The sequence below is a fragment of the Paenibacillus sp. FSL H3-0310 genome (assembly GCF_038002785.1).
In the GTDB taxonomy this organism is placed as follows: domain Bacteria; phylum Bacillota; class Bacilli; order Paenibacillales; family Paenibacillaceae; genus Paenibacillus_AQ; species Paenibacillus_AQ odorifer.
In genome coordinates, this window is record NZ_JBBODC010000001.1 from 2922300 (window position 1) to 2945638 (window position 23339).

The 23339-nt window shown below is 39.0% G+C and carries 22 protein-coding genes; 5 read left to right on the forward strand and 17 right to left on the reverse strand.

Annotation, left to right across the window (positions count from 1 at the left end; genetic code table 11):
* Positions 1–62 precede the first annotated feature (62 nt).
* Entirely contained in the window at positions 63–842 is a 780-nt protein-coding gene (locus tag MHH63_RS13120) for a GNAT family N-acetyltransferase (protein ID WP_341171636.1), read from the forward strand.
* Between the two features lie 69 nt (positions 843–911).
* Here the strand turns inward: MHH63_RS13120 and dhaK are convergent, their stop codons facing one another.
* Positions 912–2672, reverse strand: a complete 1761-nt coding sequence (gene dhaK, locus MHH63_RS13125) for a dihydroxyacetone kinase subunit DhaK (protein WP_341171637.1) — start codon at positions 2670–2672, stop codon at positions 912–914.
* 1 nt (position 2673) lies between these two features.
* Positions 2674–3810, reverse strand: coding sequence for a glycerol dehydrogenase (locus tag MHH63_RS13130; RefSeq protein ID WP_341171638.1), 1137 nt, complete (start codon positions 3808–3810; stop codon positions 2674–2676).
* Between the two features lie 203 nt (positions 3811–4013).
* Here MHH63_RS13130 and MHH63_RS13135 point away from each other — a divergent pair, with 203 nt between their 5' ends.
* Entirely contained in the window at positions 4014–5072 is a 1059-nt protein-coding gene (locus MHH63_RS13135; RefSeq protein WP_341171639.1) for a PocR ligand-binding domain-containing protein, read from the forward strand.
* 24 nt (positions 5073–5096) lie between these two features.
* On the opposite strand, the gene MHH63_RS13140 is transcribed toward MHH63_RS13135, so the two are convergent.
* From MHH63_RS13140 to MHH63_RS13150, 3 genes are all read right to left on the reverse strand, one after another.
* Positions 5097–6023, reverse strand: coding sequence for a VanZ family protein (locus MHH63_RS13140; protein ID WP_341171640.1), 927 nt, complete (start codon positions 6021–6023; stop codon positions 5097–5099).
* Between the two features lie 158 nt (positions 6024–6181).
* Positions 6182–8140: an RICIN domain-containing protein gene (locus MHH63_RS13145; protein WP_341171641.1), complete on the reverse strand. Its 1959-nt coding sequence runs from the start codon at positions 8138–8140 to the stop codon at positions 6182–6184.
* 228 nt (positions 8141–8368) lie between these two features.
* Positions 8369–8773: a MerR family transcriptional regulator gene (locus MHH63_RS13150; protein WP_076125629.1), complete on the reverse strand. Its 405-nt coding sequence runs from the start codon at positions 8771–8773 to the stop codon at positions 8369–8371.
* A gap of 169 nt (positions 8774–8942) precedes the next feature.
* Here MHH63_RS13150 and MHH63_RS28590 point away from each other — a divergent pair, with 169 nt between their 5' ends.
* Genes MHH63_RS28590 through MHH63_RS13160 form a run of 3 tightly spaced genes read left to right on the forward strand, consistent with a single transcriptional unit; the run spans position 8943 to position 9609 of the window.
* A complete protein-coding gene (locus tag MHH63_RS28590) occupies positions 8943–9104 on the forward strand; it encodes a hypothetical protein (RefSeq protein WP_445254246.1) in 162 nt (53 codons plus the stop codon).
* The gene (locus MHH63_RS28595) at positions 9035–9193 is read left to right on the forward strand and encodes a carboxymuconolactone decarboxylase family protein (protein ID WP_445254245.1); all 159 of its coding nucleotides are present in this window, start codon (positions 9035–9037) and stop codon (positions 9191–9193) included. The genes MHH63_RS28590 and MHH63_RS28595 overlap by 70 nt, the downstream gene beginning before the upstream one ends.
* Positions 9194–9213: 20 nt before the next feature.
* The gene (locus tag MHH63_RS13160) at positions 9214–9609 is read left to right on the forward strand and encodes a cupin domain-containing protein (RefSeq protein WP_076184592.1); all 396 of its coding nucleotides are present in this window, start codon (positions 9214–9216) and stop codon (positions 9607–9609) included.
* A 68-nt stretch (positions 9610–9677) separates the two neighbouring features.
* On the opposite strand, the gene MHH63_RS13165 is transcribed toward MHH63_RS13160, so the two are convergent.
* The 12 genes from MHH63_RS13165 to MHH63_RS13220 all read right to left on the reverse strand — a co-directional run bounded on the left by MHH63_RS13165 (position 9678) and on the right by MHH63_RS13220 (position 23328).
* A complete protein-coding gene (locus tag MHH63_RS13165) occupies positions 9678–12842 on the reverse strand; it encodes an ATP-binding cassette domain-containing protein (RefSeq protein WP_341171642.1) in 3165 nt (1054 codons plus the stop codon).
* Positions 12843–12945: 103 nt separating this feature from the next.
* Complete coding sequence (locus MHH63_RS13170; protein ID WP_076184590.1) at positions 12946–13362, reverse strand: SRPBCC family protein; 417 nt, start codon at positions 13360–13362, stop codon at positions 12946–12948.
* Positions 13363–13364: 2 nt separating this feature from the next.
* A complete protein-coding gene (locus tag MHH63_RS13175; RefSeq protein WP_038571021.1) occupies positions 13365–13685 on the reverse strand; it encodes an ArsR/SmtB family transcription factor in 321 nt (106 codons plus the stop codon).
* 216 nt (positions 13686–13901) lie between these two features.
* Positions 13902–15374, reverse strand: a complete 1473-nt coding sequence (locus MHH63_RS13180; protein ID WP_076278465.1) for a glycoside hydrolase family 1 protein — start codon at positions 15372–15374, stop codon at positions 13902–13904.
* Between the two features lie 42 nt (positions 15375–15416).
* A complete protein-coding gene (gene celB, locus MHH63_RS13185) occupies positions 15417–16715 on the reverse strand; it encodes a PTS cellobiose transporter subunit IIC (RefSeq protein ID WP_038571015.1) in 1299 nt (432 codons plus the stop codon).
* Positions 16716–16774: 59 nt separating this feature from the next.
* Positions 16775–17098 carry a PTS lactose/cellobiose transporter subunit IIA gene (locus tag MHH63_RS13190; RefSeq protein ID WP_051490993.1) on the reverse strand — a complete coding sequence of 108 codons (324 nt, stop codon included), beginning with the start codon at positions 17096–17098 and terminating at the stop codon, positions 16775–16777.
* A 23-nt stretch (positions 17099–17121) separates the two neighbouring features.
* A complete protein-coding gene (locus MHH63_RS13195; protein WP_036677859.1) occupies positions 17122–17439 on the reverse strand; it encodes a PTS sugar transporter subunit IIB in 318 nt (105 codons plus the stop codon).
* A gap of 143 nt (positions 17440–17582) precedes the next feature.
* On the reverse strand, positions 17583–19505 hold the full coding sequence (locus MHH63_RS13200) for a BglG family transcription antiterminator (protein ID WP_339174261.1): 1923 nt from the start codon (positions 19503–19505) through the stop codon (positions 17583–17585).
* Between the two features lie 221 nt (positions 19506–19726).
* A complete protein-coding gene (locus MHH63_RS13205; RefSeq protein WP_339174258.1) occupies positions 19727–20617 on the reverse strand; it encodes a hypothetical protein in 891 nt (296 codons plus the stop codon).
* A 212-nt stretch (positions 20618–20829) separates the two neighbouring features.
* The gene (locus MHH63_RS13210; RefSeq protein WP_038571008.1) at positions 20830–21750 is read right to left on the reverse strand and encodes a metal ABC transporter substrate-binding protein; all 921 of its coding nucleotides are present in this window, start codon (positions 21748–21750) and stop codon (positions 20830–20832) included.
* Complete coding sequence (locus MHH63_RS13215) at positions 21747–22589, reverse strand: metal ABC transporter permease (RefSeq protein WP_036677866.1); 843 nt, start codon at positions 22587–22589, stop codon at positions 21747–21749. Before MHH63_RS13215 ends, MHH63_RS13210 begins: the two co-directional genes overlap by 4 nt.
* A complete protein-coding gene (locus MHH63_RS13220) occupies positions 22582–23328 on the reverse strand; it encodes a metal ABC transporter ATP-binding protein (RefSeq protein ID WP_341171643.1) in 747 nt (248 codons plus the stop codon). The genes MHH63_RS13215 and MHH63_RS13220 overlap by 8 nt, the downstream gene beginning before the upstream one ends.
* Between the last annotated feature and the right edge of the window lie 11 nt (positions 23329–23339).

Consider the following 23339-nt stretch of genomic DNA (forward strand, 5'->3'; position numbering starts at 1 on the left):
AGGTTGTGCAAATTCGGCAAGAGGAAATAGCAACAGCAATTGTTAATGGAGGCAGGTCGTATATGTTTAGAAAATTAACAGCAGCAGAGTTAGATGTTATATTAAGCTCGATTAATAAGGAACAGCATTTTTTATATTATTCATACCTTACTTTTCGCAGACAAAACACAGTGCATTACGGTCAGTATTCTGACCAGGGCGAGTTGCTTGGAGTATTAGCCTTTTTAAGTGGCCTTCCGTTTAATGCTTTTTCTGTATATCCAGTTCAGCAATCCTTTTGTCTCAGTTCAATGTTGGCGTTCATGAAAGATGAATTGCATCTACATAACCATGCGGTGGGTAGCTTTATTATTAACGAACAAGAGCTGCAGGTCTTTGCTTCTCAGCTTGAGTTCTACAGCCCTCCCCAAAAATTACTTCTAATGAAACATATTCATGAAGATGTTCTACCAACAGCGGACAAGCATGTTATGCACTTAGGGCCTGCTCATTTCCAGCGAATTGAAGCAAAGATGAACGAGCTGCAAACCATGGCTTTTTCAAAAGAAGAATTACAGAATCCGTTCTATGGTGTGATGGCACAAGACGAGCTGATTGCTGTAGGAGGATACCATATATATAGTGAGGATTACGTTGAACTAGGAAATATCGGAACAGATGTGGCCTGGAGAAGAAATGGTTATGGTAAAAAAGTCTGTGCAGAGCTAACACGCCAAGGACATGCCATTTCAGCTAACGTATATTTGAATGTTTTTGAGGAGAATGTAGGAGCCATTTCTCTATATCAATCGCTGGGATATGAACTCATTTGCCAACAATACATCGTTGAATTTGTTATTTAAATTAAAAACGTACTGCAGCTAATGCAGTACGTTTTTTTTAATTTTAGGTGATACGCCAGTTAAACCTGTTTATTTCATTGCTTTTGCCAGCTCTGTGAAAATAACCCCAAGCGCATGAGCACCCGCATCTGGATAACCTATGCTGCGTTCCCCCACTGTGCCGGCTCTTCCCATACGGGCAACGATTTCTATAGTATTTTTAGAACCTTGGACAGCTGCTTCCGCTGCTTTATTTGCCGCCACTTTGATATCGTCGCCTTGTTCTGCACTTTGGGTCCAGGCATCTGCAAACGGTACAAGCGCATCAATCAATGTCTTGTCTCCGACGACAGCCCCTCTGCCAAAAGATCTTTCACCCGTATCTTGAATCCCTTTGACAACAGACTGCATCATATCAGCAAACTCCTGAATGGTCAGCTCTTCCTTCTGCTGAACATTTTTGCTCGCTGCGCGGAAGCCTGATCCCCAGATCGGTCCGGATGCTCCGCCGCAATATTCCATAATGACCATGGAGCAGGCGTCAAGGAACTCACCGATATTAGTGAGATGATGAGCTAAAATATCTTCCCACTCGACTTTCAGCTGTTTAAAGCCCTTAGCTACACTCATCCCGAAATCGCCGTCTCCAGCGTGGGAGTCAAGCTCACAGAACGGAACTTCATTCTCGATAATAACCTGGCTCATTTGATCGAGCAGATAGACGATATTTTGCAAAGTAAACCGATTGTTCTTAATCACCGCTGCAGCAGCATCCGTATTATTCTTAAAGGATACATTGCTGTCTGCTTTCTCTTCTTGGATTACTTCAGTATATTTCACAGGCTCAAAAGGGCCTTTAATCGACAAGGCTGGTGTATCACAAGGCGCAGATAACCATTTCTTCAGTGTCTCATCCAGCTTCATTATCGTCACCGATGCACCTGCCATGTCAATGCTGGTCATGTAGTTACCAACAAACACTTTAAACACTTGCTTATTCTTAGCGGTTAATTCGCGGATGACAGAATTGTTCAGCAAATATAACTCTTGCAGCGGGGTGCCGCCAAAACCATTAATTAATACGGCTACTTCCTCCTGCTTCTGATCATTCATTTGGAAGTTGTCTAGCAAAGAGGTAATCATTCGCTGTGCTAATTCATCTGCGGGTACAATTTTCTCCCTGCGTATTCCAGGTTCTCCATGGATGCCAACCCCGTATTCCATCTCGTTCTCTTCAATATGAAATGTCGGAGTACCTTTGGCAGGCACGGTACAAGAGGTATATGCGAAGCCTATGCTGCGCACATGATCAATTGCATGTTGCGCCGCTTCTTTCACTTCCGCTAAGGACAATCCAGCTTCTGCTGCTGCTCCGGCTACCTTATGAACAAGCACTGTTCCGGCTACGCCTCTTCTCCCTACTGTATAAAGGCTGTCTTCAACGGCAATATCGTCGTCTACTTTGACATAATCCACTTCGATACCGTCTTCAGTTGCTAGATGGGCAGCATTTTTAAAGTTCATGATGTCACCGCTATAATTCTTGATAATAAGCAGCGAACCTTTGGTGCTGGCTGTGCGGCGAATCGCTTGATAAACCTGAATTTGGGATGGAGAAGCAAACACATCACCGCATACAGCTGCATCCAGCATCCCGGTTCCTACAAACCCGGCATGAGCCGGCTCATGCCCGCTTCCGCCACCACTGATCAGAGTAACTTTATCTTGATTGATCTCTTTCTTAGAAATCACTTTGAATTTAGGATCGAAATCCAGCTCGGGATGCGCCAAGACAAGCCCGTTACACATTTCCCTAACCAGAGTCTCCGGCTTGTTTATTATTTTTTTCATCTTAAAGCTCCTTACTTGATTTATATTGACGGCCTAATTGATCGGCTGCCATAATTGCTGATGCAACCGCATCCTCCGTAATTGGGAACGGCATCGAATGGATAGATTCCTCAGCAATGCAAGCTTTTTTAGCAACCTCAAGCAGTTCCTCATAGGTTACAAGCTCAACACCAATATCCGCTAAGCATACTGGGAGGCCAATCGAAAGACAGAAGTCCAACACTTCTTTTAATTCAGTCCGGTCTGCATTTTCAAGAACCAATTGAGCAATCGTGCTGAAGGCAACCTTTTCACCATGATAATAATGATGAGTTCCTTCCAAAGCAGTTAACCCATTATGAATCGCATGAATCGCTGCCAAACCACCACTTTCAAACCCAAGACCCGATAAAAGAATATTCGTCTCAATTATATTCTCCAAAGCTGGGGTTACGATATTCAGATCGCAAGCTTGCTTCGCCTTGAATCCATTCTCAAGCAATGTCTCATAGCAGAGCTTCGCAAGTCCCAACGCAGTTACTGTTCCTTTAGCTTCACCGCAAACCCCTTCACGAACTCCGCAAGGTAAACCTGCATTCACATTGGAGTAAGAATTTGCAGTAGCTCTTGCTTCAAAATAGGTTGAAAGTGCATCTCCCATACCTGCCACAAGAAATCTTGTAGGTGCATTGGCAATAACTGTTGTATCAATCATGACTACACTCGGGCTTTGCTTGAAATAAGCATAATCATCGAATTCACCTTCCGGAGTATAGAGCACCGCTGAGTGGCTTGTCGGAGCATCAGTTGCTGCTATCGTTGGAACGATAATCAGCGCTTCTCCTTCAGCTACACATTTTGCCGTATCAATCGCCTTACCTCCACCCAAGCCAATCGTACATGCACATTGATGTTCTTTGGCTAGCGCTTGTAATCTGGCGACTTCTTGTCTTGAGCATTCCCCGTGGAAGCCGCTTTCAACAAGAGTTATATTAAATTTCTGTTTAGTTGACTCCAGTTTGTCTTTCACACGTGTTACATCATCTGGATGGGCAATTAACAAAGCAGAATCACCAAATGTTTTTACGAAGTAACCTAAGTTCAATAATTCATTCTCACCTTGTACATATTTCGTCGGACTGATAAATGCTCTTCTCATTTTTCGTTCCTCCTCAGTTGTTTATAGTTATCATTATAGATTGCTCTAATTTAAGAAACATGAAACAATAAAAGCTTATTAAAGCGTTTTCTTATCGTATTTTTTTGTCATAATCGTGAAAAATCGAACTTTCATGTCATTGTGTTGAATTATTCTGTATAATGTTCATTAAGATTCTATAACTTACATAGGAGAATTTTGTGATGTCAAAATCCCGGTTCAATCTAGAAGAAATTATTGACTTGAAGAAATGGGAAAAGCTCCAGGATTCCTTATCTCTTGTAACCAAAATGGCTATTCTTACTGTTGATTACAAGGGTGTTCCTGTGACCAAGCACAGCTATTGCCAGCCATTCTGTCAAGGTGTGCGCCAGGACTCCCATCTCTCACAATATTGTCAAAAATGTGATGCCCGCGCTGGGATTGAAGCGGTCCGCCAGAACAAACCGTTTATTTATTTATGTCATTTCAATATTATAGATATCGCGATTCCCATCATTATAGATAATCAATATCTAGGTGCAATTATGGCCGGACAGCTCAAGCTTCGTGAACCTGACGTGCCACAACTGGAGCAAATTGTCTCTCGCCCGCCGAATGTGGAGACGAACATGAAATTTAAAACACTCAAAGAGGATTACCAGGCACTGCCTGTTTTATCCTACGATGAAGTAACAAAGTGTGTTGAGCTGCTGCTGCAGTTAAGTACCTATATCGTGGAGGAAGCCATTCAAAAGCATACTACTGTGGATTTGTACAAAAAGGTTCTGACCACCAATATAGAAGAACCCGCTTCTGCTGAAGCAATGGACGAGTCAGACCGTACGTACCGAAAAATCCAATCCATACAGCAGGAGTTATCCGGGGCCTTGATCGAGACCAAATTAAAGAATGGTGTACAAAAGTTCGTCTCAGTAAATTCTGTGCTTCAGCCTGCTTTTAATTACATTTATGCTCACAAAAATGAGAATTTCAGCCTCAAAGAGATGGCTAAGCTTTGTCATATCAGCCCCAGTTATTTCAGCCGTATTTTCACTAAAGAAACTGGAGAGAATTTCTCCATCTTCATTGCCAGACTCAAGATTGAATGGGCTAAGCAACTGCTGGAATCCACGGATTCCCCGATCAATCAAGTCAGTGATGATTTGGGCTTTTGCGACACGGGCTATTTCATTAAAACCTTCAAAAAATACGAGAACCTCACCCCGGCTGTATATCGGAATATGTATATGAGGCGATCAGCAAAAGAAACCCTCCGTTAATAAAATTAACGAAGGGTTAGTTCCTCATTCCCACCAATGCTTCATTTCACTAAATCCTACATCCCATAACTTCACATTCCCTTTAAGGATAAAGGTTATTTCTTTTACGGTAACTAATGCCGTATTGTTGAGTTCAGCTTGGGAACTATATTGTTCACTGGATTGAAGGATCATGTTACCATCAGCTATAATCATTAGTTCACTGCTAGAATTTTCATTTTGCGGGAATCCAAAGCTGAAATATAACCATACCTCTTTTTTATCACCCAAAGTATAGGTGTATTTTTTAATATCTTCACCTTCACTGCTGTACAAATTCATTTTTGGTATTATATTTTCACCTGCGATAGTGAAACTGGGAAGATTATGCGTGATAGGCATGCTTCCCGTAAGCTTTTCCAACGTTTGTAATCCCTGCACAGGTCTTTCACTTTTCTTCAGAGTTAAATCAATGATCTCAGAGATTCCCATGATTCCAACCAATAGCACAACAACAGATAATGCCGAAGTAAAAAGTGATCTCCTGGTGATTTCCGGGGAAAACCCAATCTTATATGCATAAAATCCGATCATTGCCCCTAACGTATTGGAGATGACATCGGCTACATCAAAGGAACCCAAAAAAGTTAAAGCTTGAAGACTTTCCAGCACAAAAATTGTTAAGATAAACACACAAATAAACTTCTTAAAATGTGTACGATACAGCAAAGGGAATAATACGCCAAAAGGAATAAAAGCAGCGATGTTCCCAAAGTCATAAACCCAAGAAAAGGATAGGTCAAAGAGATCAGGAAAAAGAAGCGGAACACTTTCTGGAATCAACATAAACGTATATTCATACTGGCTTGTTGCATGCTCTACTCTATTGAAAGCAAAAAACAAAAAATATAAGATCAACAGTGTATACAAAATAGTTCCTATAATAAGAATCTTTCGTAATTTCACTCCCATAATAACTTCACAATTCCCTCCATATGTCGATGGAAATAGTATATCTCTCCAAAGTGACATTCCCGTGACACTGAAGGTGACGATTTAGTCATTCAAAGCTTATATCGACAAAAAGTCATCACCCTTAATTTAAGGTCGATGACTTTTGGTTACATAAATTATCTATTCGAGACTAGTTTCCAGTGCTGGCCAGCAGAACCTGTATTATTTGTTTGAATAATATTTGCTCCCTCTGTCGTCGAACCCTGATCTACTGCCAGAGCTTTTCCACTATTACGATTAATAATATTGTAAAAATCACCTGAGGACTCCAAAGTCCACTGCTGGTCATTCGATCCGTTATCATTCCATTGTACACTTTGAACACCGTTAGCTAATGAACCTCCTAAAATGCCCAGGTTTTTACGACTATTAGTATTGACCAGCTTCGTATAGCCATCAGCTGTGCTGACTACAAACCAATTTTGGTCATGGGATGAAATTCCGCTGGTCCACTGAACCGCCTTCCCTCCATCCGCCATCGAACCCTGATAGATACCCAACACTTTACCACTATTCTCATTAACCATTCGATAACTGTCCACCATAATATGTCCTTCATCTGGAACCAACTCCCACAGCTGATCAGTGCTGCCTGCATCAGTCTGCTGTATAACTTGGGTACCCTCTTCAGTAGAACCCTGCGCTATACCTAACGTCTGACCACTGTTACGGTTAACAATCTTGTAGTAGTTACCAGAGGCTTGTAAAGTCCACTGCTGGTCATCGGAATGGTTTTCAGTCCATAATACGGCTTTAGCTCCTTCTGTTGTTGATCCTTCTAATATTCCGGCGACCTTTCCACTCTTTGCATTCACAATGGTTTTGTAACCGTTAGGAGCATAACCACTTTCCGCTGTGGAAATGAGCCAATATTGATCCAAAGAATTAGTCCCGCTGCTCCATTGGACGAGTGGATTGCCATTCGCAGTTCCGCCTTCCAATACACCTAAAGCCTTCCCACTCTTCACATTAATTAATTTGTAGTAACCTACGGACATATCGCCATATTTCACCGTGTTTTTCCCACTAAAAAATCCGGCTTGAGGGATAAATAAGCGGCCATTGCTAAGCGGCAGTAGTTGGCGGTTATACCCTGCATCTACGGGCGGATTATATGGAACCCAGCTTCCGGATGCATCCAATCTAGAAGAGTTGATCAGCACTTCTTTTTTTCCTGCAACGTTTAATACGAGTCTCCCATCTCCCAAAGCAGAAATATAGGGACTTCCTCCGTACCCTACAAGAGATCCTACTTCAGTTGGATTCCAGCTCTCAGGATCTGCTGAAATTTTCAAATAATTGGGCACGCCCGGGTATCCGACCATCTCATAGGTCATTGCGTAATTACCATTGCCCAGCTTAGCGATTGTAGGCATTCCTGGACGTAATTTACTGTCTGCAAATGCCACATCAACTACCACAGGTCCCCAGTTCGTACCCTCCAACGTAGTCTGATGAACTAACTTCTGGGCATGGGCAGGATCACGTTCATCTGAATAATAAACAATGAGTTTGTTGTTGTGAACCAAAAAGAAAGGCTCCCAAATGGGATCGTAACCAATATCGTTTCGTCCACCTTCAGCAATGGTGCTTACATATGTCCATGTTCTACCTAAATCATTGCTTTTATATAATTCCAACTTGGTAGCTGCTTTGTTGCTTGGCACAGAATTTCCTGCAAGAAGCATAGTACCTGCAGGCATGTTACCTATAGATTGGGGGAGTTCAAACAATTCAGGGCAATTTAACATTCCCCAACCGTTTTGAGTATCCTCCACTTCTCCAGCCTGATTCCAAGTGACACCATTGTCAACGCTTTCATAAATAGGGAAAACAGGGGTGGTATTAGAGGTTTGTTCAAATGTAGCATACATTTTATTATTGTTGATGCCACTATATTTAAGCTGGATTGCCCTAGGTGATAAAGCCCCATAGGATGGTGAATCTGCTGGTGGTACATATAAGACATTAGGACCGAAAGCGTTTACAATATTGCCGTCAAAGCTAATCCCTGTGCCAACCACTGTCACTAAAACCAACAAAAAAGACAAAACCTTCCTCAGTTCTCTTCTCAAAAGTAATTTCTCCTTTACTCTGGTTTTTTTAACGAATACAGCTTCAATATAATTAATAAACGGATAAATGAGAATGTAATATCTCGACCGGATCATGCAATATGATTACACAAATAGACTCTCATCTTCGATTTCAAGTTTTGAAATTAGAAGAGGCAGATGAACAACCTTTGATAATCAAAAGTTGTTCATCTGCCTCTTAACTTGTTAGGAATCTACTTTTTCTTCTTAATGTGATTTCTTTTCATTGTGATAAAGGACGAATTCGTATTTATTCCCCGTTAGTTGATCATTATAAAATACAATTTTACGGTTCAGTATATCTAAGTTTTGTTGCAATGCCTTAATTTCTTGTTCCACTTGTTGCTTACGCTGTTCAAGTAAATTTTTCCGTTCAGGAATTGTCTCGTCCCCCATAGCCCGCCACTCGGTATATTGCTTCAATTCTGCCATCGTCATTCCTGAATCTTTTAAATGAAGCAAAAATTGAACCCAACCTATATCCTGATCTGTATATTCGCGTAAATTATTGTCACTTCGATGTGGAGTAAGTAAGCCTTCCATTTCATAATATCTGAGCGTGCTCTTGTTAACACCGACGATTTCTGCAAATTCTCCAATGGAATAAGGCATGATCCCCACCTCCATTTCTAATTTTGTTTCTATTCAAAGGATATACTTAAATTAATAAAAAACCAAATGTCGGAGTATGAATCCATTTTTATGGCTTGCCTTAAAGTGTACTTTAAGGTCTATACTTCATTTTGAAGCAGTTAATCATCGATGAAAGGGATGTTCTTATATGGCTGAAAAACAAACAGCAGGACGAGACTTGTTAGGAGAATTCGCTCCGAAATTTGCTGAACTGAACGATGATATCTTATTCGGTGAAGTGTGGTCAAGAGAGAAAGAATTATCTGCCTGCATAAAGCAAAGGCAAACGGAGTCACAAAAGATGAAGTAGCGGAAATCATCACGCACCTTTCGTTTTATATAGGGTGGCCTAAAGCTTGGTCGGCATTTAATATTGCCAAAGAAATTTATAAAAATTAAACGAAAGAGGTTTTTTTATTATGGCTAATGAGCAACTAAGCAACAGTACTATCTTTCCACTCGGACAAAAGGTTGAAGCTAATTTTATAGGTGATGCATACTTGCAGATGATTTATACTGATGCGACACCTTTGAATGCGCCTATTGGGAACGTAACCTTTGCCCCGGGAGCTCGCAATAACTGGCACTTCCATAAAATCGGACAAGTATTATTAGTTACCGGTGGTGAGGGTTGGTATCAAGAAAAAGGCAAACCAGCTCAATTCCTCCAAAGCGGGGATGTTGTGAATATTCCAGCGAACGTAAAACATTGGCATGGTGCTACAAAAGACAGTTGGTTTGTCCACTTAGCCATTTCACCCGGAGAAACAGAATGGTTAGAACCTGTTGATGATGAGCTTTATAATCAATTATAAAAAAACGCATCGAGTCTATAGACTCGATGCGTTTCTTTTCTATATCGTCTTTTTGAGAAAACTAAACTTTATTGCTCAAGAAATTGGTAAACTGCCATCATCTCTTGTTTATTCAACTCACGAATACGATTGAAAATTGGAATATCAGCAACAGCTTCAATATTTAAGCTTTCAGAAATAACGTCACTTACTTTACCCGTTAGCCAAGTTTGAACATCTATACCTTCAACGACTTCCTTACGCCCTTCATCATTGATTCCACTGGCATAACAACTCACACAGGGAATCGTTAATTTATATACGCCATCATGAAGTCCATCTTCCGAAATAACTTTTTTCCCTTTACAGAATGGACAGGGATGGCTTGCTTTAACCTTATTAATTAAGGTGACGATTTTTTTGTAACCAAACGCTTCATAGACATAAGTCAGCTCTTTATATTTTCCATTAGTGAAATACTTATCTATGATATTTTCTCTTGTTTCGTGGATATTGGCAAAATCACAGATCGTAATCCGGTTTTTCCTGCTGATGGTTTCGATACTGCCGCTAATGCTGTCCCAGAATGGCATGGCATTTTGTAACACCATTTCATATTGCGCAAAACTTCCTAACTCTAGTTCAAGCATTTTTAGAGCGACTTGTGTTTCCCTAGGTAATAGAGAGACCTCTTCTGTCAAAACCATATCGCCGCCCACGATGGCTTTCATTTTTTCTAGTACCTGTAATTCGCCAACAGTGCTAATAACTTGATCAAGGGGCATCCCGATAATCTCACGAATATCAGTGTCGCCGTATTTAAGCTTTTTATGATGATTTAATACCGTTCCTTGACAAATTGGACAGGTAATCATTTTTTTGGATGCTTTAATATGCTCTTTAATAATCGATTTCGAGATAACCATATAGTTCCCGATAATGGTATTAAAGCCATCCCAAGTTCTCGAGGCTTTAGCTGCTTTATCATAGAAGGACTTTTCCCAATACCCGTATAAAAAGGTGTGTTTTTCAGCTTCTGTCATCTCATTATAACTTTTGCTAATATCCTGTCCGAGCTCATTCTTTAACTCATCAAAGATGAATTTTATTTTTGGTAATTGATAGAATTTCAGAATCTCCATCGCATCTGGATGTAATGAACCGTCCCAAAAGGGTACGTTCTTGTCCTGAAGAACAATATCAAAGTCAAATTCTTCAATCACACGGCGGCCCTTACAGCTTGGACAATGATTGTCTGATTGATAGAAATCAAAGCTTTTTGTATCTTTATTAGTGGGATGCGCTGCCACAATATGGTTGATCAAGCCACCCATTTCATAAAGGAAAGTAAACTGACTATACAAGTGTCGTTCCAGATCAATGGCGATGACAGGCGCAATCGTATCCGATTCATATTCACCATAAATCAGGCGGGCCATGGAGGATAAGCTTTTTAAGATGCCACCTTTATAGATGTTCTCTGCATTTTTAAAATAGGGGATCTGACCTTCTTTTAAATAGTCAATTCCATTTTGTAGCTGGAGTGTTGAAGAAATGTGCGCAGGTGCCACACTATCAGCAGGATTTTGTTGACGATAATAATCATCATGACTGAGAACATCAAGATGCTCCACAGGTGCAAGCTGTCTTTTGCCAAAATCAACGATAAAATCAGAGTTCTCTAACATATAGGAATTATGTTCAATCATGATTATGGAGACAGATTCATCCTGCAGAATGTCCCTAATGCTGTCAATGAATTGATTTAAAATATTTTGTGATAAACCTTTGGAAGGCTCGTCAAAAATAAAAAGTGTATGTGGATTTCTTGAGCCCGCAAACAGCTCAGAAACTAAATGGACACATTGAAATTCACCCGTGGATAAGGACTGTGTTTTTCGCTCCAACGTCAAATAACCAAGTCCAAGCTTGATCAATAAGCTTAGTCTTTTATGAGCAATGTCCTCATTTGGCAGTTCAACAATAATATCTTCAATCGAGCGCTCAAAAATATCATCAATATCCTCACTGTACTTTGTGAGTTTCCTTTTAATATCAAGAAAAGTGGCAACGGTCGAGCGACTGGTAATCGACTGATTTCGATCTTGCCCTACGATCACCAGCTTATCTTTGGAATAACGCTTTAGAAAATCTTTGACCATACACTCATTAACCAGTGTAGATTTACCACACCCGGACTCACCTGTAAAAGTTACCAGTCTATTCTGGGGAATCTGAATCTCGGCCATTTGAATATTACGACAATAAAGATCATGAAATTGATAATATTCTGCAGGTGCTGCCTGATTTAGTTCTCTATTGATGGGCTCAGGACGTGGTGATTCCTCAACTATTTTCCCGCCGTATTTGCCACTGCCAGGTCCAAAGAACAAGTGTTTATCCGCTGTGTCCAGCACCGTGTCAGAATGGTCAATGAGCCAAATTTGATTTTTATATCCCAATTGTTTAATCTCCGCTAAAATCTTCAATAGCGTTTGGTGATCGAGACCCACGGAGATTTCATCAATGATAATCACGGTATTTTCACTTGTTGCCATGAATTCTGCCAGGTAAAGTCGTGTTAATTCTCCGCCTGATAATGTACCCATAATACGATTTAATGTTAAATAACCAATATTCATATTGATTATATTTTTCAGAATTTGTTGTTTACCTTCACTTATTTTTAGAATATCTGCCTGTGATAAAATGGTCTCTATACTTAAGTCGTTTAGATCAGAAATACTCTTTGCTTGATCCAATAATTCAATTTTATATTGTTCAGCTGCTTGATTATAGCGTTTCCCCTGACACTTTTTACACTCGACATTTTTTGTAGTTCCACGACCCTTACAATCAGGACACCAACCCAACTCATTATTAAATGAAAAAACCTCTGGAGAGAGATTATATTGTTCAGCAAGAGTGACACGGATTTCAGTAAACACACCTGTATGTGTGCCAATGGTTGACCGAGGATTTGAAGATATGGATGATCTACCAAGAAAAAGAACAAGTGGCATTGCTTCCATTTTGATCGCACTGAAATTAGTCTCCATAATATTGGGGAATAAATACTGGTATTCAGCTTTTGGCAGTAAGGAAACGAGACGTTTTTTTGATTCTTCCCCAATCGTTTGACAAAAAGTTGTTTTACCGGAGCCAGACAAACCAGCAATTCCTAACGACTCATCAACTGGCAGTACCGTTTCTAATCTGTTAATATTGTTCGCAATTAATTGATTTATTTTCATAGTAAGCTCATCTCATCTCCATTCTCTTCATCTAGTATTGCCATGATTTATTCCATTAAAAAGGGCACTTTCCTTGTTCCAGAAAAGCGCCCTATTCTTGAAATTACAATTCTGCTAATGCCTTTTCGAGCTGACCACCCATATTTGTCCAAGCATATTTAGCACCTTCGATAGCTCCTTGGCGGGCTTTCGTCTCTTCACTAAATCCTGATTGATCTAGATGGAGGTTAACCTTCCCCTCTGAATCTTGACTCACAGTCCAAGTAACAGTAGTACTTTCTCCCGCACTATTCCAAGTATAAGATAACGTATGCGGCTCATCCACGACGAGTACTTCGCTATCTACAATTCCATCCCACCATTCATTTGGCTCAGCACGGAATTGAAATTTATGACCAACGACGGGTTTAAAATCATTACTCCAGATCCATTTCGCAAGCGTATCCGAATCCGTTAAAGCATTCCATACCTTCTCGATCGAACTTGTAAATTGAAAATCTAATGATACATCTGGTTTCATAGTTATTCCTCCAATATAAGTTTTAATTTATCAATTCTTTGTTTCCAGAATCCTTCATAAAAAGATACCCAATCTTGAATTTCTTTCAAAGGATTGGCATTCAACCGATACCTCGTCTCTCTGCCAACCTTCCGAGCAATTACGAGACCAGCATCTTTAAGTATATTTAAATGCTTCGAAACGGCTGTACGACCCATTTCAAAATGAATCGTTATCTCATACAGAGGTAATTCATCAACATCAGCCAGAATTTGAAGAAGTTTTCGTCTTGTTGGATCCGCAACAGCGTCATAAACATCCCTCACTTGACTATTGTCGCTCACAACCACCCCCACCTTTTCCGTAATATTTCCTGTAATGTCACCTAGTATCCATCATTATTACCTAATAGGACACCATTTGGTGTCTAATTGATTATAAGACACCAAATGGTCACACGTCAACAATTCAGTAAAAAAAGCATTACCAAAAGCAAGTCCAGCTTAGGACTGCTTTTGATAATGCCTCCAGATAAATCATTTCGTTTTACGATTTAATAATTAATCTAATTGTTCTCCATTAGTAGCGATAACATTTTTGTACCAATAAAATGATTTTTTCTTTATACGACGTTTTGTACCTCTGCCCATATCATCTTGGTCCACATAAATGTAACCATAACGTTTGGACATTTGATTTGTTCCTGCACTCACCATATCTATGCAACCCCAGCTTGTGTAGCCCATTACATCTACACCATCTGCAATGGCTTCTTTTATTTGCTTAATATGTTCTTTTAAATAATCAATTCGGTAATCATCCTCTATAACATCGCCTTCTTGTAATACGTCTAAGGCACCTAGGCCATTCTCTGCAACAAGTACCGGCTTTTGATAGAGGTCATACAATTGGTTTATTGCAGTTCGTAAACCCTTAGGATCAATCTGCCAACCCCAATCACTCGATGGTAAATAAGGATTTTTCACTCCGCCTGTAAGCAAATTCCCTTCTGCGCCTTCTATCTTTTCTGGATGTGCACTGACTGCACCAGACATATAGTAGCTAAACGATACATAATCCACTGGATAGTCTTTCATGATTTGTTCATCCTCGGGCTCTGTTTTCAGAACTATATTTTTTTCTGCAAACATTCGAGCGGTATAAGCCGGATAGTAACCTCTCGCTTGTACATCAGTAAAGAATAAAGAGGTACGTTGTTTATCAACTGTGGCTTGAACGTCGTCAGGATCACAGCTATAAGGAACAAGAAGTTGATAACTAACCATACATCCAACCATTGCTTGAGGATTACTTTCTTTACAGGCTTTGGTTGCAAGTGCACTTGCGACAAATTGATGATGCGCTCCTTGAAACATTGCTTGTTCAATATTCGGATGATTTTCTTCGATAACCCCTAGACTTACATATTGGTGGTGTACTACACAGTTAATTTCATTAAAAGTCATCCAATATTTCACTTTATGCTTGTATCTTTCAGCTACAGTGGTTGCATAGCGAACAAAGAAATCTATAACTTTCCGGTTCACCCAACCTCCATACTTAGTTGTTAGATGAAGTGGCATTTCATAATGGGATAAAGTAACAATAGGCTCAATTCCATATTTGTTCAATTCATCAAACACACGATCATAAAATGCAAGACCTTCTTCATTAGGGATTAATTCATCCCCATTTGGAAAAATACGAGTCCAAGCAATGGACATACGGAAGGCTTTAAAACCCATTTCGGCCAATAAAGCAATATCTTCTTTATAGTGGTGATAAAAATCCACCCCATGTCTTTTGGGATAATACTTTTCACTTGCGGGATCTTGTGCTTCTTCTATTTGTTTATGAGTCATGAGGTGCCACTGGTCAGACCAGTTTTTTTTAGGGGTGTTTTCGTCAAAAATATATACATCTGCTAGAGAAAGCCCTTTACCGCCAACATTACTTGCTCCTTCTAGTTGATTGGCAGCTGCTGCTCCTCCCCATAAAAAGTTTTCTGGAAATGTCGTTTTCAATTCAAACATGTGTAAACCCTCCTTGTTGTTAAATAAAACATATGCTATGGATTAAACCTGTTGGATAAGGGCATCTTGTTCTTCTTTATATTTTTGATTATCCATTATTCTAAAGAACGGATAGTAAATAATAAACGCTACTGCAAACAGTACAATTTGTAAGATCATTCCCGAGATACTACCTGTCATCAAATATCCGCCGATAATTAATGGCATTGTTCCCGGAGGCAGTACACCTATTGGCAACGCTACTAATCCAAAATCCATGGAGAGATAGGTTATCAAAACAGTAACAATCGGTGTTATAAGAAATGGGATTAACATCATTGGGTTTAATACGATAGGCATCCCAAAGATTAACGGCTCATTGATATTAAATAGTCCTGGTCCAATCGTCAATCGACCCATTTGTTTCAGCTGTTTGCTCTTCGCAAAGAATAACATAGCAATCGTTAGTCCTAGAGTTGCACCAGATCCACCGATAAAGATAAGATATCTGAATTCTGCTGTAACAATATTATGGACGGGTGAACCCGCTGCGTAGGCTGCAGCATTTTCTGAGGTCAATTGCAACCAGATAGGCAACATGACAGAACCTACAATGGTGGAACCATGTAATCCGATTGCCCATAATAAGTTGATTAACAAGAACACAACAATTGTTCCCGCTAAGCTTGTTCCAACAGTGGTTAATGGTTGTTGAAGAAGCTTGGCAACAATGGTATGCACGTTATCAAAACCAGTAAAGTTCTCAACAAGTAGGCGAACTCCCCAGACACTCACGATAACAAAGAAACCAGGAATAATCGCTGTAAAGGATTTAGCAACTGTTGGCGGCACACCATCCGGCATTTTAATAACTATATTTTTTTGTACGATTCTGCGATATATTTCTGTTGCGAAGATTGCGGTTAATAATCCTACAAATAAACCTTGACTCGAAAAATAATTCACGTTCATTGCTTTTGTGACAACATCATCTACTGTGAAAGAAGTTGATGGTGTGACTACAAAATATGAACATAATGCCACAGCCCCTGAAGAAAGCGGATCCACTTTATAGCTCTCTGCGAGTCTATATCCCACGGCAAATGTTGCAACTAATGCGACAAGGTTAAATGTACCATTGTACGGATATAGTAAAGCTGTTTTGATATTTGGATGGGCGACCAAGAAATCTAAATAGGCTGGAATTGGCAGGTTTGCTAAGATTAAAAAAATGGAACCGATAATAATAAACGGGATAGTTAAAACCATTGCATCGCGAAGCGCTTGTAAATGCCGCTGACCAGAGATTTTACCTGCAACTGGCATTACCTTATCTTCTAAAAATTTCGTTATTTTATCCATAGTTTCTTGCACGCTCCCGAAGAAGTATTTTCTTATTGCGATGCCACTTCTTTTTGATCCTATTTTGAAAGCTTATAAAGTTCAATGATTTCCGTAACAAGTAAAGAAATGGTCTCTACACTCATTAGTTGGTCTTCAGCATGCATAAGGATCAGTGAGAATTGAAGCTGTTCGCCATTTGCTTCTCTTTTGATTAATGATTTATGCATTTTATGACCTTCTCTAAAAAATTGCTTTGATTCTTCTAATTTTTCTTGTGCCTCTTTAAATTCTCCCTCTTTGGCTGCGTAAAGCGCCTCCATTACTAAGCTTTTAGCTGCGCCTACATTACTGATAATGTTAAAAGCCACAGTATAGTATTCCTCTTTCACTTCATCTACCATTTCTCTCTACTCCTCTCTTATCTCTATTTACTTTCAATTAATTGCAAGGCTTGTTCAAGTACTTTTTCACCGTTCATCATTCCGTAATTCAACATATCAATAGCTTCTATAGGAATGTTTTTATCTGCTAATCTTGTTTCTAATTGCTTTTTCATATATTTCACCTGAGGTCCTAACAATAAGACATCAACCTTTTTCTCTTGCAAAGTAATATCAATTTCAGATGCTGATTTAGCAAAAACATCGACATCCAACCCTTTTTCTTCAACAACCTTCTGCATTTTTGTTACTAAAAGGCTTGTACTCATTCCTGCTGAACACACTAACATAATTGTATTCATATTGACTTCCCCCTAAAATTATCATTTATTGAACACCTTTAGTGTAAACTTAAATCGCTTTCTTTTTAAGCTAACCTTTTTCCAAATCAACAGGAAACGGTTACATTGCAAATAGTAAGGCAGTACCTAATTTCTCACTCACTCTAGTTTAGTAATTGTATAATTTCTTCCACAGAGTCCTTAGCAAGGATCTGCACAACAATCTCTTTATCCTCTATCAATGATCCTAGCTTTTTATACATTTTATCTAGGTCGACATTGTTTCCTTCTTTAATGTTTAATAAACAAATTAATTGCACCATTTGCTTATCATTCCAACGAATAGGACGTTTTAACGTACAGATTGTCCAAAAGGTTTCCGAGGTAACAGGAAGTGAAGGATGTGGAACAGCGACAAGATTTCCAAAACTAGTGGGTGCATAGGACTCTCTTTCAACTACTAAGGATTCATAATGCTCTGGTACAAGTCCTTGTTTTGTTAGCTCATTGCTTAAAAAATGAATCACACTCTCCTTTGTGGTAAATTCTTTTTTCACGAATACTCTAGATGCGTCAAGGTAAGAATGAGTTTCTGCGACCTGTTCTGAAGACAGTAAGACGTCCTTGATTCTTTTGAGGTCTTTAGCTTCTAGAAAGGTATTTACAACATAGACGGGAATACCTATATCTTCATTGATCGGAACTGTACTGATAATAAAATCAATCGAGGAGAGGTCCGTTTCTGCTAATTTGTAAAAACTAATTGTGTCTACAATCTGCAATAGATTCTCAAATGAATTGATCAATCGGTAATAAAGTAATTTGGCACTTCCAACACCAGACGCACATACAAGAATAACTCGTTTTATTTTTTTGTTTTTATTTTTCATTCTTTCTAAAGCAACCCCAATGTGCAAAGCAATGTAAGCAACTTCATGTTCTCCAACTTCTGAATCCAAATAGTAGTTAATACATTTACTCGCAATAAGTGCTCCTTCGAATGCGGCTGGAAAACTCGTCTTAATATCATTTAACAGAGGATTTCTAAAATTCATGTTGTATCTTAATCTATTCATCGCAGGCCTAATGTGAAGGGTCAGGGCTTGAATAAATTCATGGTCATGGCCAAAATCCCAATTCAACTCAGTTTGTAAACTTTTTAAAATACAGCTGACAATGGAGTCCACTTCATCGAACTTACTGTACTCCGTTAGATTTTCTTTCGGCAGCAATTTTGTTCCAACCAAATGGATGATAATATAATTAATCTCTGAATCGGAAAAGAGCAGATCTGTGAACTCTTCTATGTCTTTAACAATTTCATGGGCAACAATTTTTTCAAAAGGATACTCTTCCATAAGATTTACCGACGGTTGTTCGATTAAAAATCCCTCTTCGATACGTTTACAAGCTATTATTAAGTGAATAGCGAGGTTTTCCAAGGAAATATCTGAAATCTCAATTTTGTATTTATTTACTTTGCCGATGATTATTTCTTTGATTTTCGTGTATACCTCTTTGTCAAACAAAGTAAAGTTATCGAAAGTTGGATCGGAGTTTTCTTCTCTTTTGTATAAAAAATTAGACAAACATATTCGTTTCTTAAATTCATCGCCCTCTATAAACAGGCCATAATGAGGCCGATTAACTAAATTCAGGTTGTATTTTTCCAGTATCTTACGCACTTCTTTTAGATCGTTTTGGATTGTCGATTTAGATACAAACATCTCATCTTCAATAGTGGCCAACTTGATATACTTATTTTCTAATAAAAACCGACTCAACAAATAAAGAACCCTATTATCTTGTTCAGAAAAGTCTACTGTAGAAGGATTGATTTTATCATTAGTTAACTCATTTAATTTTTGGGAAAATATATCTTTATCGAAGACTCTTACAACGAAGCCCTTCCCACGAATTAACTCTATTTTTAGTCCTACTATGGCGGATATATTTTGTAACTCTTTCAAATCATTACGGATCGTTCGATCGCTAACATTCAGTTCTTTAGCAATCCATGCAGCTGTGACAGGTTGATTGGAATTAATTAAGTATAAAAGTATTTCTTTTTGCCGTTTTGAAAACAATTGTATCCCTCTTTCTTAACCAGAGTATGAATATGAGCTAATATTAACTGAAGCATACATTTACATACATTTGCTCATTTTTTTATATCGGTTACAATATCACTTCCTAAGAAAATTTGATAGTGTTCTTACAGTAACATACGAAACAGGCGTCCTCATTTAAGAAGACACCTGTTTAAATTTCAGCTTCGTTTGACGAGTCATGGCAAGAAATTTGCGGGTTAACTCAACTTCTGCTGCAGTATAATTGCTAGCTCTTCTGCTGAATCCCACACAATAGGACGAATATCCTTAAGCTGTACAAAAAGTTTATCCGCCTCAATACTGTTTACGGTCCATAATACGGGTATGTTTAAACCAAGTGCATATCCCGCTGAAAAATACACCTCTGGGGATTGCCCCGTTAAATCTGCGATAATCAGTTTGCTTTCTGCGATTTGATCCAACTCGTATTTTTCGCCGTTTTGAGTTTTCGTATGTGTTAATAAGCGCGGCAGGAAACCACACTGTTCTATTTTGGGCAATAACTTCTCCAGCCATGTTGTAGACAAATTTTCTTCATCCGACACGAGCACGAGACAAGGTTTTAGTTTTTTACCTCCAGCGCTTTCCGCAGCTTCATTCCAGCCGGTTTCAGTAAGCTTAAAGGTCATGCCTTCCCTGATCAGAAGCTGATCACTTATCAACTTGTCTATGATGTATACCAGCTCTTGCAGATTGGGAGAATACGTCAAGTTATAGCTGCTAGAGAGGGGTTGAATGACAACCGCTTCCCCCGGGCCTTCAGAATGTCTATATAAATATTGCAGTAGACGGTTTCCTTTATCTTCAATGCTCACAGGTATTTTGGGTGAATTTACAATGGACTCTAAATCATCAGCACATATAGTGATCTTTTCATCACAATCAGTCAGCTCACGTATGTAAGCCGATACTACATGCAGCATGTCGCGTTTCTTTTGATGCGGGAGCGAATTAATGGGTTCGTAGCTGTCTCTACGTAGACTATAAAACCCGCCTGGTGAACAAGAACAGCCTATATATCTATCGTTATCGCCTTCTGGTTCAATGGAAACAATCTCATCACAGAACAAACAGTGTTTCTTAATCATGACAACTCTTCACCTCTTATTAAGTGTTAGCCTCTACCTTACCAAGATTTTTTTGAAAAGTAGACAAGAAGATATTTCCTGTAGCAGGTTATCCCAAGGCGTACACGTAATATTTCGAGGCTCGAATGTAGATTTTATTCAATAAAAAACCGACATAGGAATCAGCTGTAAACTGAACCTTCTGTCGGTTAATATAGGCTTGGAGCAGGCATTTAGGATTGAGATAAACCTTCTATAACTTTATCAATATTCCATTTGATCATTTTAATGTATGTGTCGCCCTCTTCGCCTTTCTTAGCTAAAGAATCGGTGAAAATCTTAGAGTGTATCGGTACTCCTGTTTCATTTGCGATAGTTTCCATTGTTTTTGGATTTACGCTAGTTTCCAGAAATAATGCAGGCACTTGATTTTCATCAATGATCTTAATTATATTCTTCATTTGTTCAGGCGTTCCTTGACTATCCGTATTGATCTCCCAGATAAAAGCTGATTCAAATCCGTAAGCTTTAGAAAAATATTTGAATGCTCCTTCGCTGGTAACAAGGATACGTTTCTCTTGTGGAATTTTTTCGACTGCTTCTTTTGCATATTGATCCAATTCATTCAGTTTCTTAACATATTCCGATTGATTATTAAGATAAAATTCTTTGTTGTCGGGATCTTTTTCGATTACACGTTTTGTGATGATATCTACATATTTTATTGAATTCTGAATATCCAGCCAGGCATGAGGATCTACCTGTGTTTCTTTTCCTTTTTCTGTTAGGTACATTGGAGATACTTCATCTGAGACTGCAAAAGCAACATCCTTTTTATTAGTCACATCTAGAAGATCTTGAAACCACCCCTTACCTGTTTCTAGGTTCAAACCGTTATAAAACACTAAATCTGCGCTAGAAACCTTACTTGTATCCTTGGGTAATGGATCGTACATATGCGGATCTGTTCCGATGGGTACCATACTGTAAACTTCAGCTTTCTCCCCTACAATGTTTTCGGTCATATCAGCGATAATGGAGTACGTTGCAACAATCTGCAGCTTATCATGGTCTGCTTCTCCTTCACTAACCTTTGAGCATGCGGTAAGAAGTACGATAAACATTGTCAAAGAGAGTATTTTTATGGTCTTCATCCTTGTTTCAACCCTTTCCTGAAAAAATTATTTTTGGGTGAGATTATAAATGAAATTCCGAACATGCTTACGCCGACCAGAACAATCGTGGCACTTGTAGGTAAATTGAATTTAAAGCTTACAATTACACCTATAATCCCGGATACAGCGCCGATTGTAGAAGCCAGGATAATCATGTGGAACAGCTTATTCGTCCAGAGATAGGATGTAGCAGCCGGAATAACCAGCATTGCAATCACAAGCACAATTCCTACTTGAGATAACGAAGATACGGTAACCACAGATAGGAGCATCATCAATAAATAATGATAGAACCCTGTTTTTAACCCATAGGCTTTGGAAACAACCGGATCAAACGAACTCATTAAAAGTTCTTTATACAGCAATGAAATGATGGCAATAACAACAATCATAATAATAAAGGATTGCATTAACTCCGACTGTGGGACGGCAAGAATATTACCAAACAGAATGTGAGTTAGATCAAGCCCGCTTTTGGCAAAAGTAATTAGGACGATACCTAACGCAAAAAATGAGCTGAGAATAATGCCGATAGAGGTGTCACTTTTAATATTGCTACGACTTGTAATAAATTGAATGAGAACTGCTGCTAATAGTCCAAATAGTGAAGCTCCAAGAAGAATGTTGATTCCTAAGATATAAGATAACGCCACCCCGGGTAACACCGCATGTGATAACGCATCTCCCATTAATGACATCTTTCTAAGTACAATAAAGCTTCCTAAAACCCCTGATACAATTCCAAGAATGATAGCAGATAATCCCGCGTTAAGTGCATATATCGGAATGTTTAATACCCCTGAGAAATAATCAATCATGATCTGTCGCCCCCATCCCTTTGATCACCAGATTACCTAAGGAGGCACCATAGGCGCTGAGGATATTCTCTGGCGTAAAGGTGTCTTTAACATCACCAAAAGCAATTAATTTCTTATTGAGAATGATGACTTTGTCAAAATATTCTTCGACCTCATGCAAATCGTGATGAACGATGAGAATGGTTTTTCCTTCTTCGCGAAGTTCTTTTAGCAGCTTTACAATGATTTTCTCACTGACTAAATCTATGCCAACAAAAGGTTCATCTAAAAAAAATACATTTGCTTGTTGTGCAAGTGCCCTGGCGATAAAAACTCTTTGGAGTTGTCCCCCGGACAGATTGCTGATTTGTTTATTCGCAAGATCACTTATATCCACCATCGCCATACATTCCTCGACTCTTTGCCGCTCTGTTTTTCCGGGACGCTGGAAGATTCGCAAATTAGGGTAAGTTCCAGTCAGCACTGTATCCCTTACCGTGATTGGAAAAGAAAGATCAATGTCATTCTTTTGCGGCACATATGCGATCTTCCGTTTGTACTCAGAAATATCTTTTCCCTCCACCATAACTGATCCTGTTCTCTTCTTTATCACCTCTAGCAATGACTTGATGAATGTAGATTTTCCCGCACCATTTGGTCCGATAATTCCGATTGTATACCCAAAGGGGATATCAATATTTACATTTTCTAGTGCAGAATTACCGAAATAATCTACGTTTAGGTTTTTGATTTCAATCATAAAAAAACTCC

What these genes read in the sequence shown, in the direction of transcription:
- MHH63_RS13180 (WP_076278465.1), bottom strand. Translation starts at nt 15,374, where the DNA reads ATGTTTGAATTGAAAACGACATTTCCAGAAAACTTTTTATGGGGAGGA.
- MHH63_RS13140 (WP_341171640.1), bottom strand. Translation starts at nt 6,023, where the DNA reads ATGGGAGTGAAATTACGAAAGATTCTTATTATAGGAACTATTTTGTAT.
- MHH63_RS13195 (WP_036677859.1), bottom strand. Translation starts at nt 17,439, where the DNA reads ATGAATACAATTATGTTAGTGTGTTCAGCAGGAATGAGTACAAGCCTT.
- MHH63_RS13165 (WP_341171642.1), bottom strand. Translation starts at nt 12,842, where the DNA reads ATGAAAATAAATCAATTAATTGCGAACAATATTAACAGATTAGAAACG.
- MHH63_RS13210 (WP_038571008.1), bottom strand. Translation starts at nt 21,750, where the DNA reads ATGAAGACCATAAAAATACTCTCTTTGACAATGTTTATCGTACTTCTT.
- celB (WP_038571015.1), bottom strand. Translation starts at nt 16,715, where the DNA reads ATGGATAAAATAACGAAATTTTTAGAAGATAAGGTAATGCCAGTTGCA.
- MHH63_RS13215 (WP_036677866.1), bottom strand. Translation starts at nt 22,589, where the DNA reads ATGATTGATTATTTCTCAGGGGTATTAAACATTCCGATATATGCACTT.
- MHH63_RS13220 (WP_341171643.1), bottom strand. Translation starts at nt 23,328, where the DNA reads ATGATTGAAATCAAAAACCTAAACGTAGATTATTTCGGTAATTCTGCA.
- MHH63_RS13205 (WP_339174258.1), bottom strand. Translation starts at nt 20,617, where the DNA reads ATGATTAAGAAACACTGTTTGTTCTGTGATGAGATTGTTTCCATTGAA.
- MHH63_RS13135 (WP_341171639.1), top strand. Translation starts at nt 4,014, where the DNA reads ATGTCAAAATCCCGGTTCAATCTAGAAGAAATTATTGACTTGAAGAAA.
- MHH63_RS13170 (WP_076184590.1), bottom strand. Translation starts at nt 13,362, where the DNA reads ATGAAACCAGATGTATCATTAGATTTTCAATTTACAAGTTCGATCGAG.
- MHH63_RS13120 (WP_341171636.1), top strand. Translation starts at nt 63, where the DNA reads ATGTTTAGAAAATTAACAGCAGCAGAGTTAGATGTTATATTAAGCTCG.
- MHH63_RS13160 (WP_076184592.1), top strand. Translation starts at nt 9,214, where the DNA reads ATGGCTAATGAGCAACTAAGCAACAGTACTATCTTTCCACTCGGACAA.
- MHH63_RS28590 (WP_445254246.1), top strand. Translation starts at nt 8,943, where the DNA reads ATGGCTGAAAAACAAACAGCAGGACGAGACTTGTTAGGAGAATTCGCT.
- MHH63_RS13130 (WP_341171638.1), bottom strand. Translation starts at nt 3,810, where the DNA reads ATGAGAAGAGCATTTATCAGTCCGACGAAATATGTACAAGGTGAGAAT.
- MHH63_RS13190 (WP_051490993.1), bottom strand. Translation starts at nt 17,098, where the DNA reads ATGGTAGATGAAGTGAAAGAGGAATACTATACTGTGGCTTTTAACATT.
- dhaK (WP_341171637.1), bottom strand. Translation starts at nt 2,672, where the DNA reads ATGAAAAAAATAATAAACAAGCCGGAGACTCTGGTTAGGGAAATGTGT.
- MHH63_RS13150 (WP_076125629.1), bottom strand. Translation starts at nt 8,773, where the DNA reads ATGCCTTATTCCATTGGAGAATTTGCAGAAATCGTCGGTGTTAACAAG.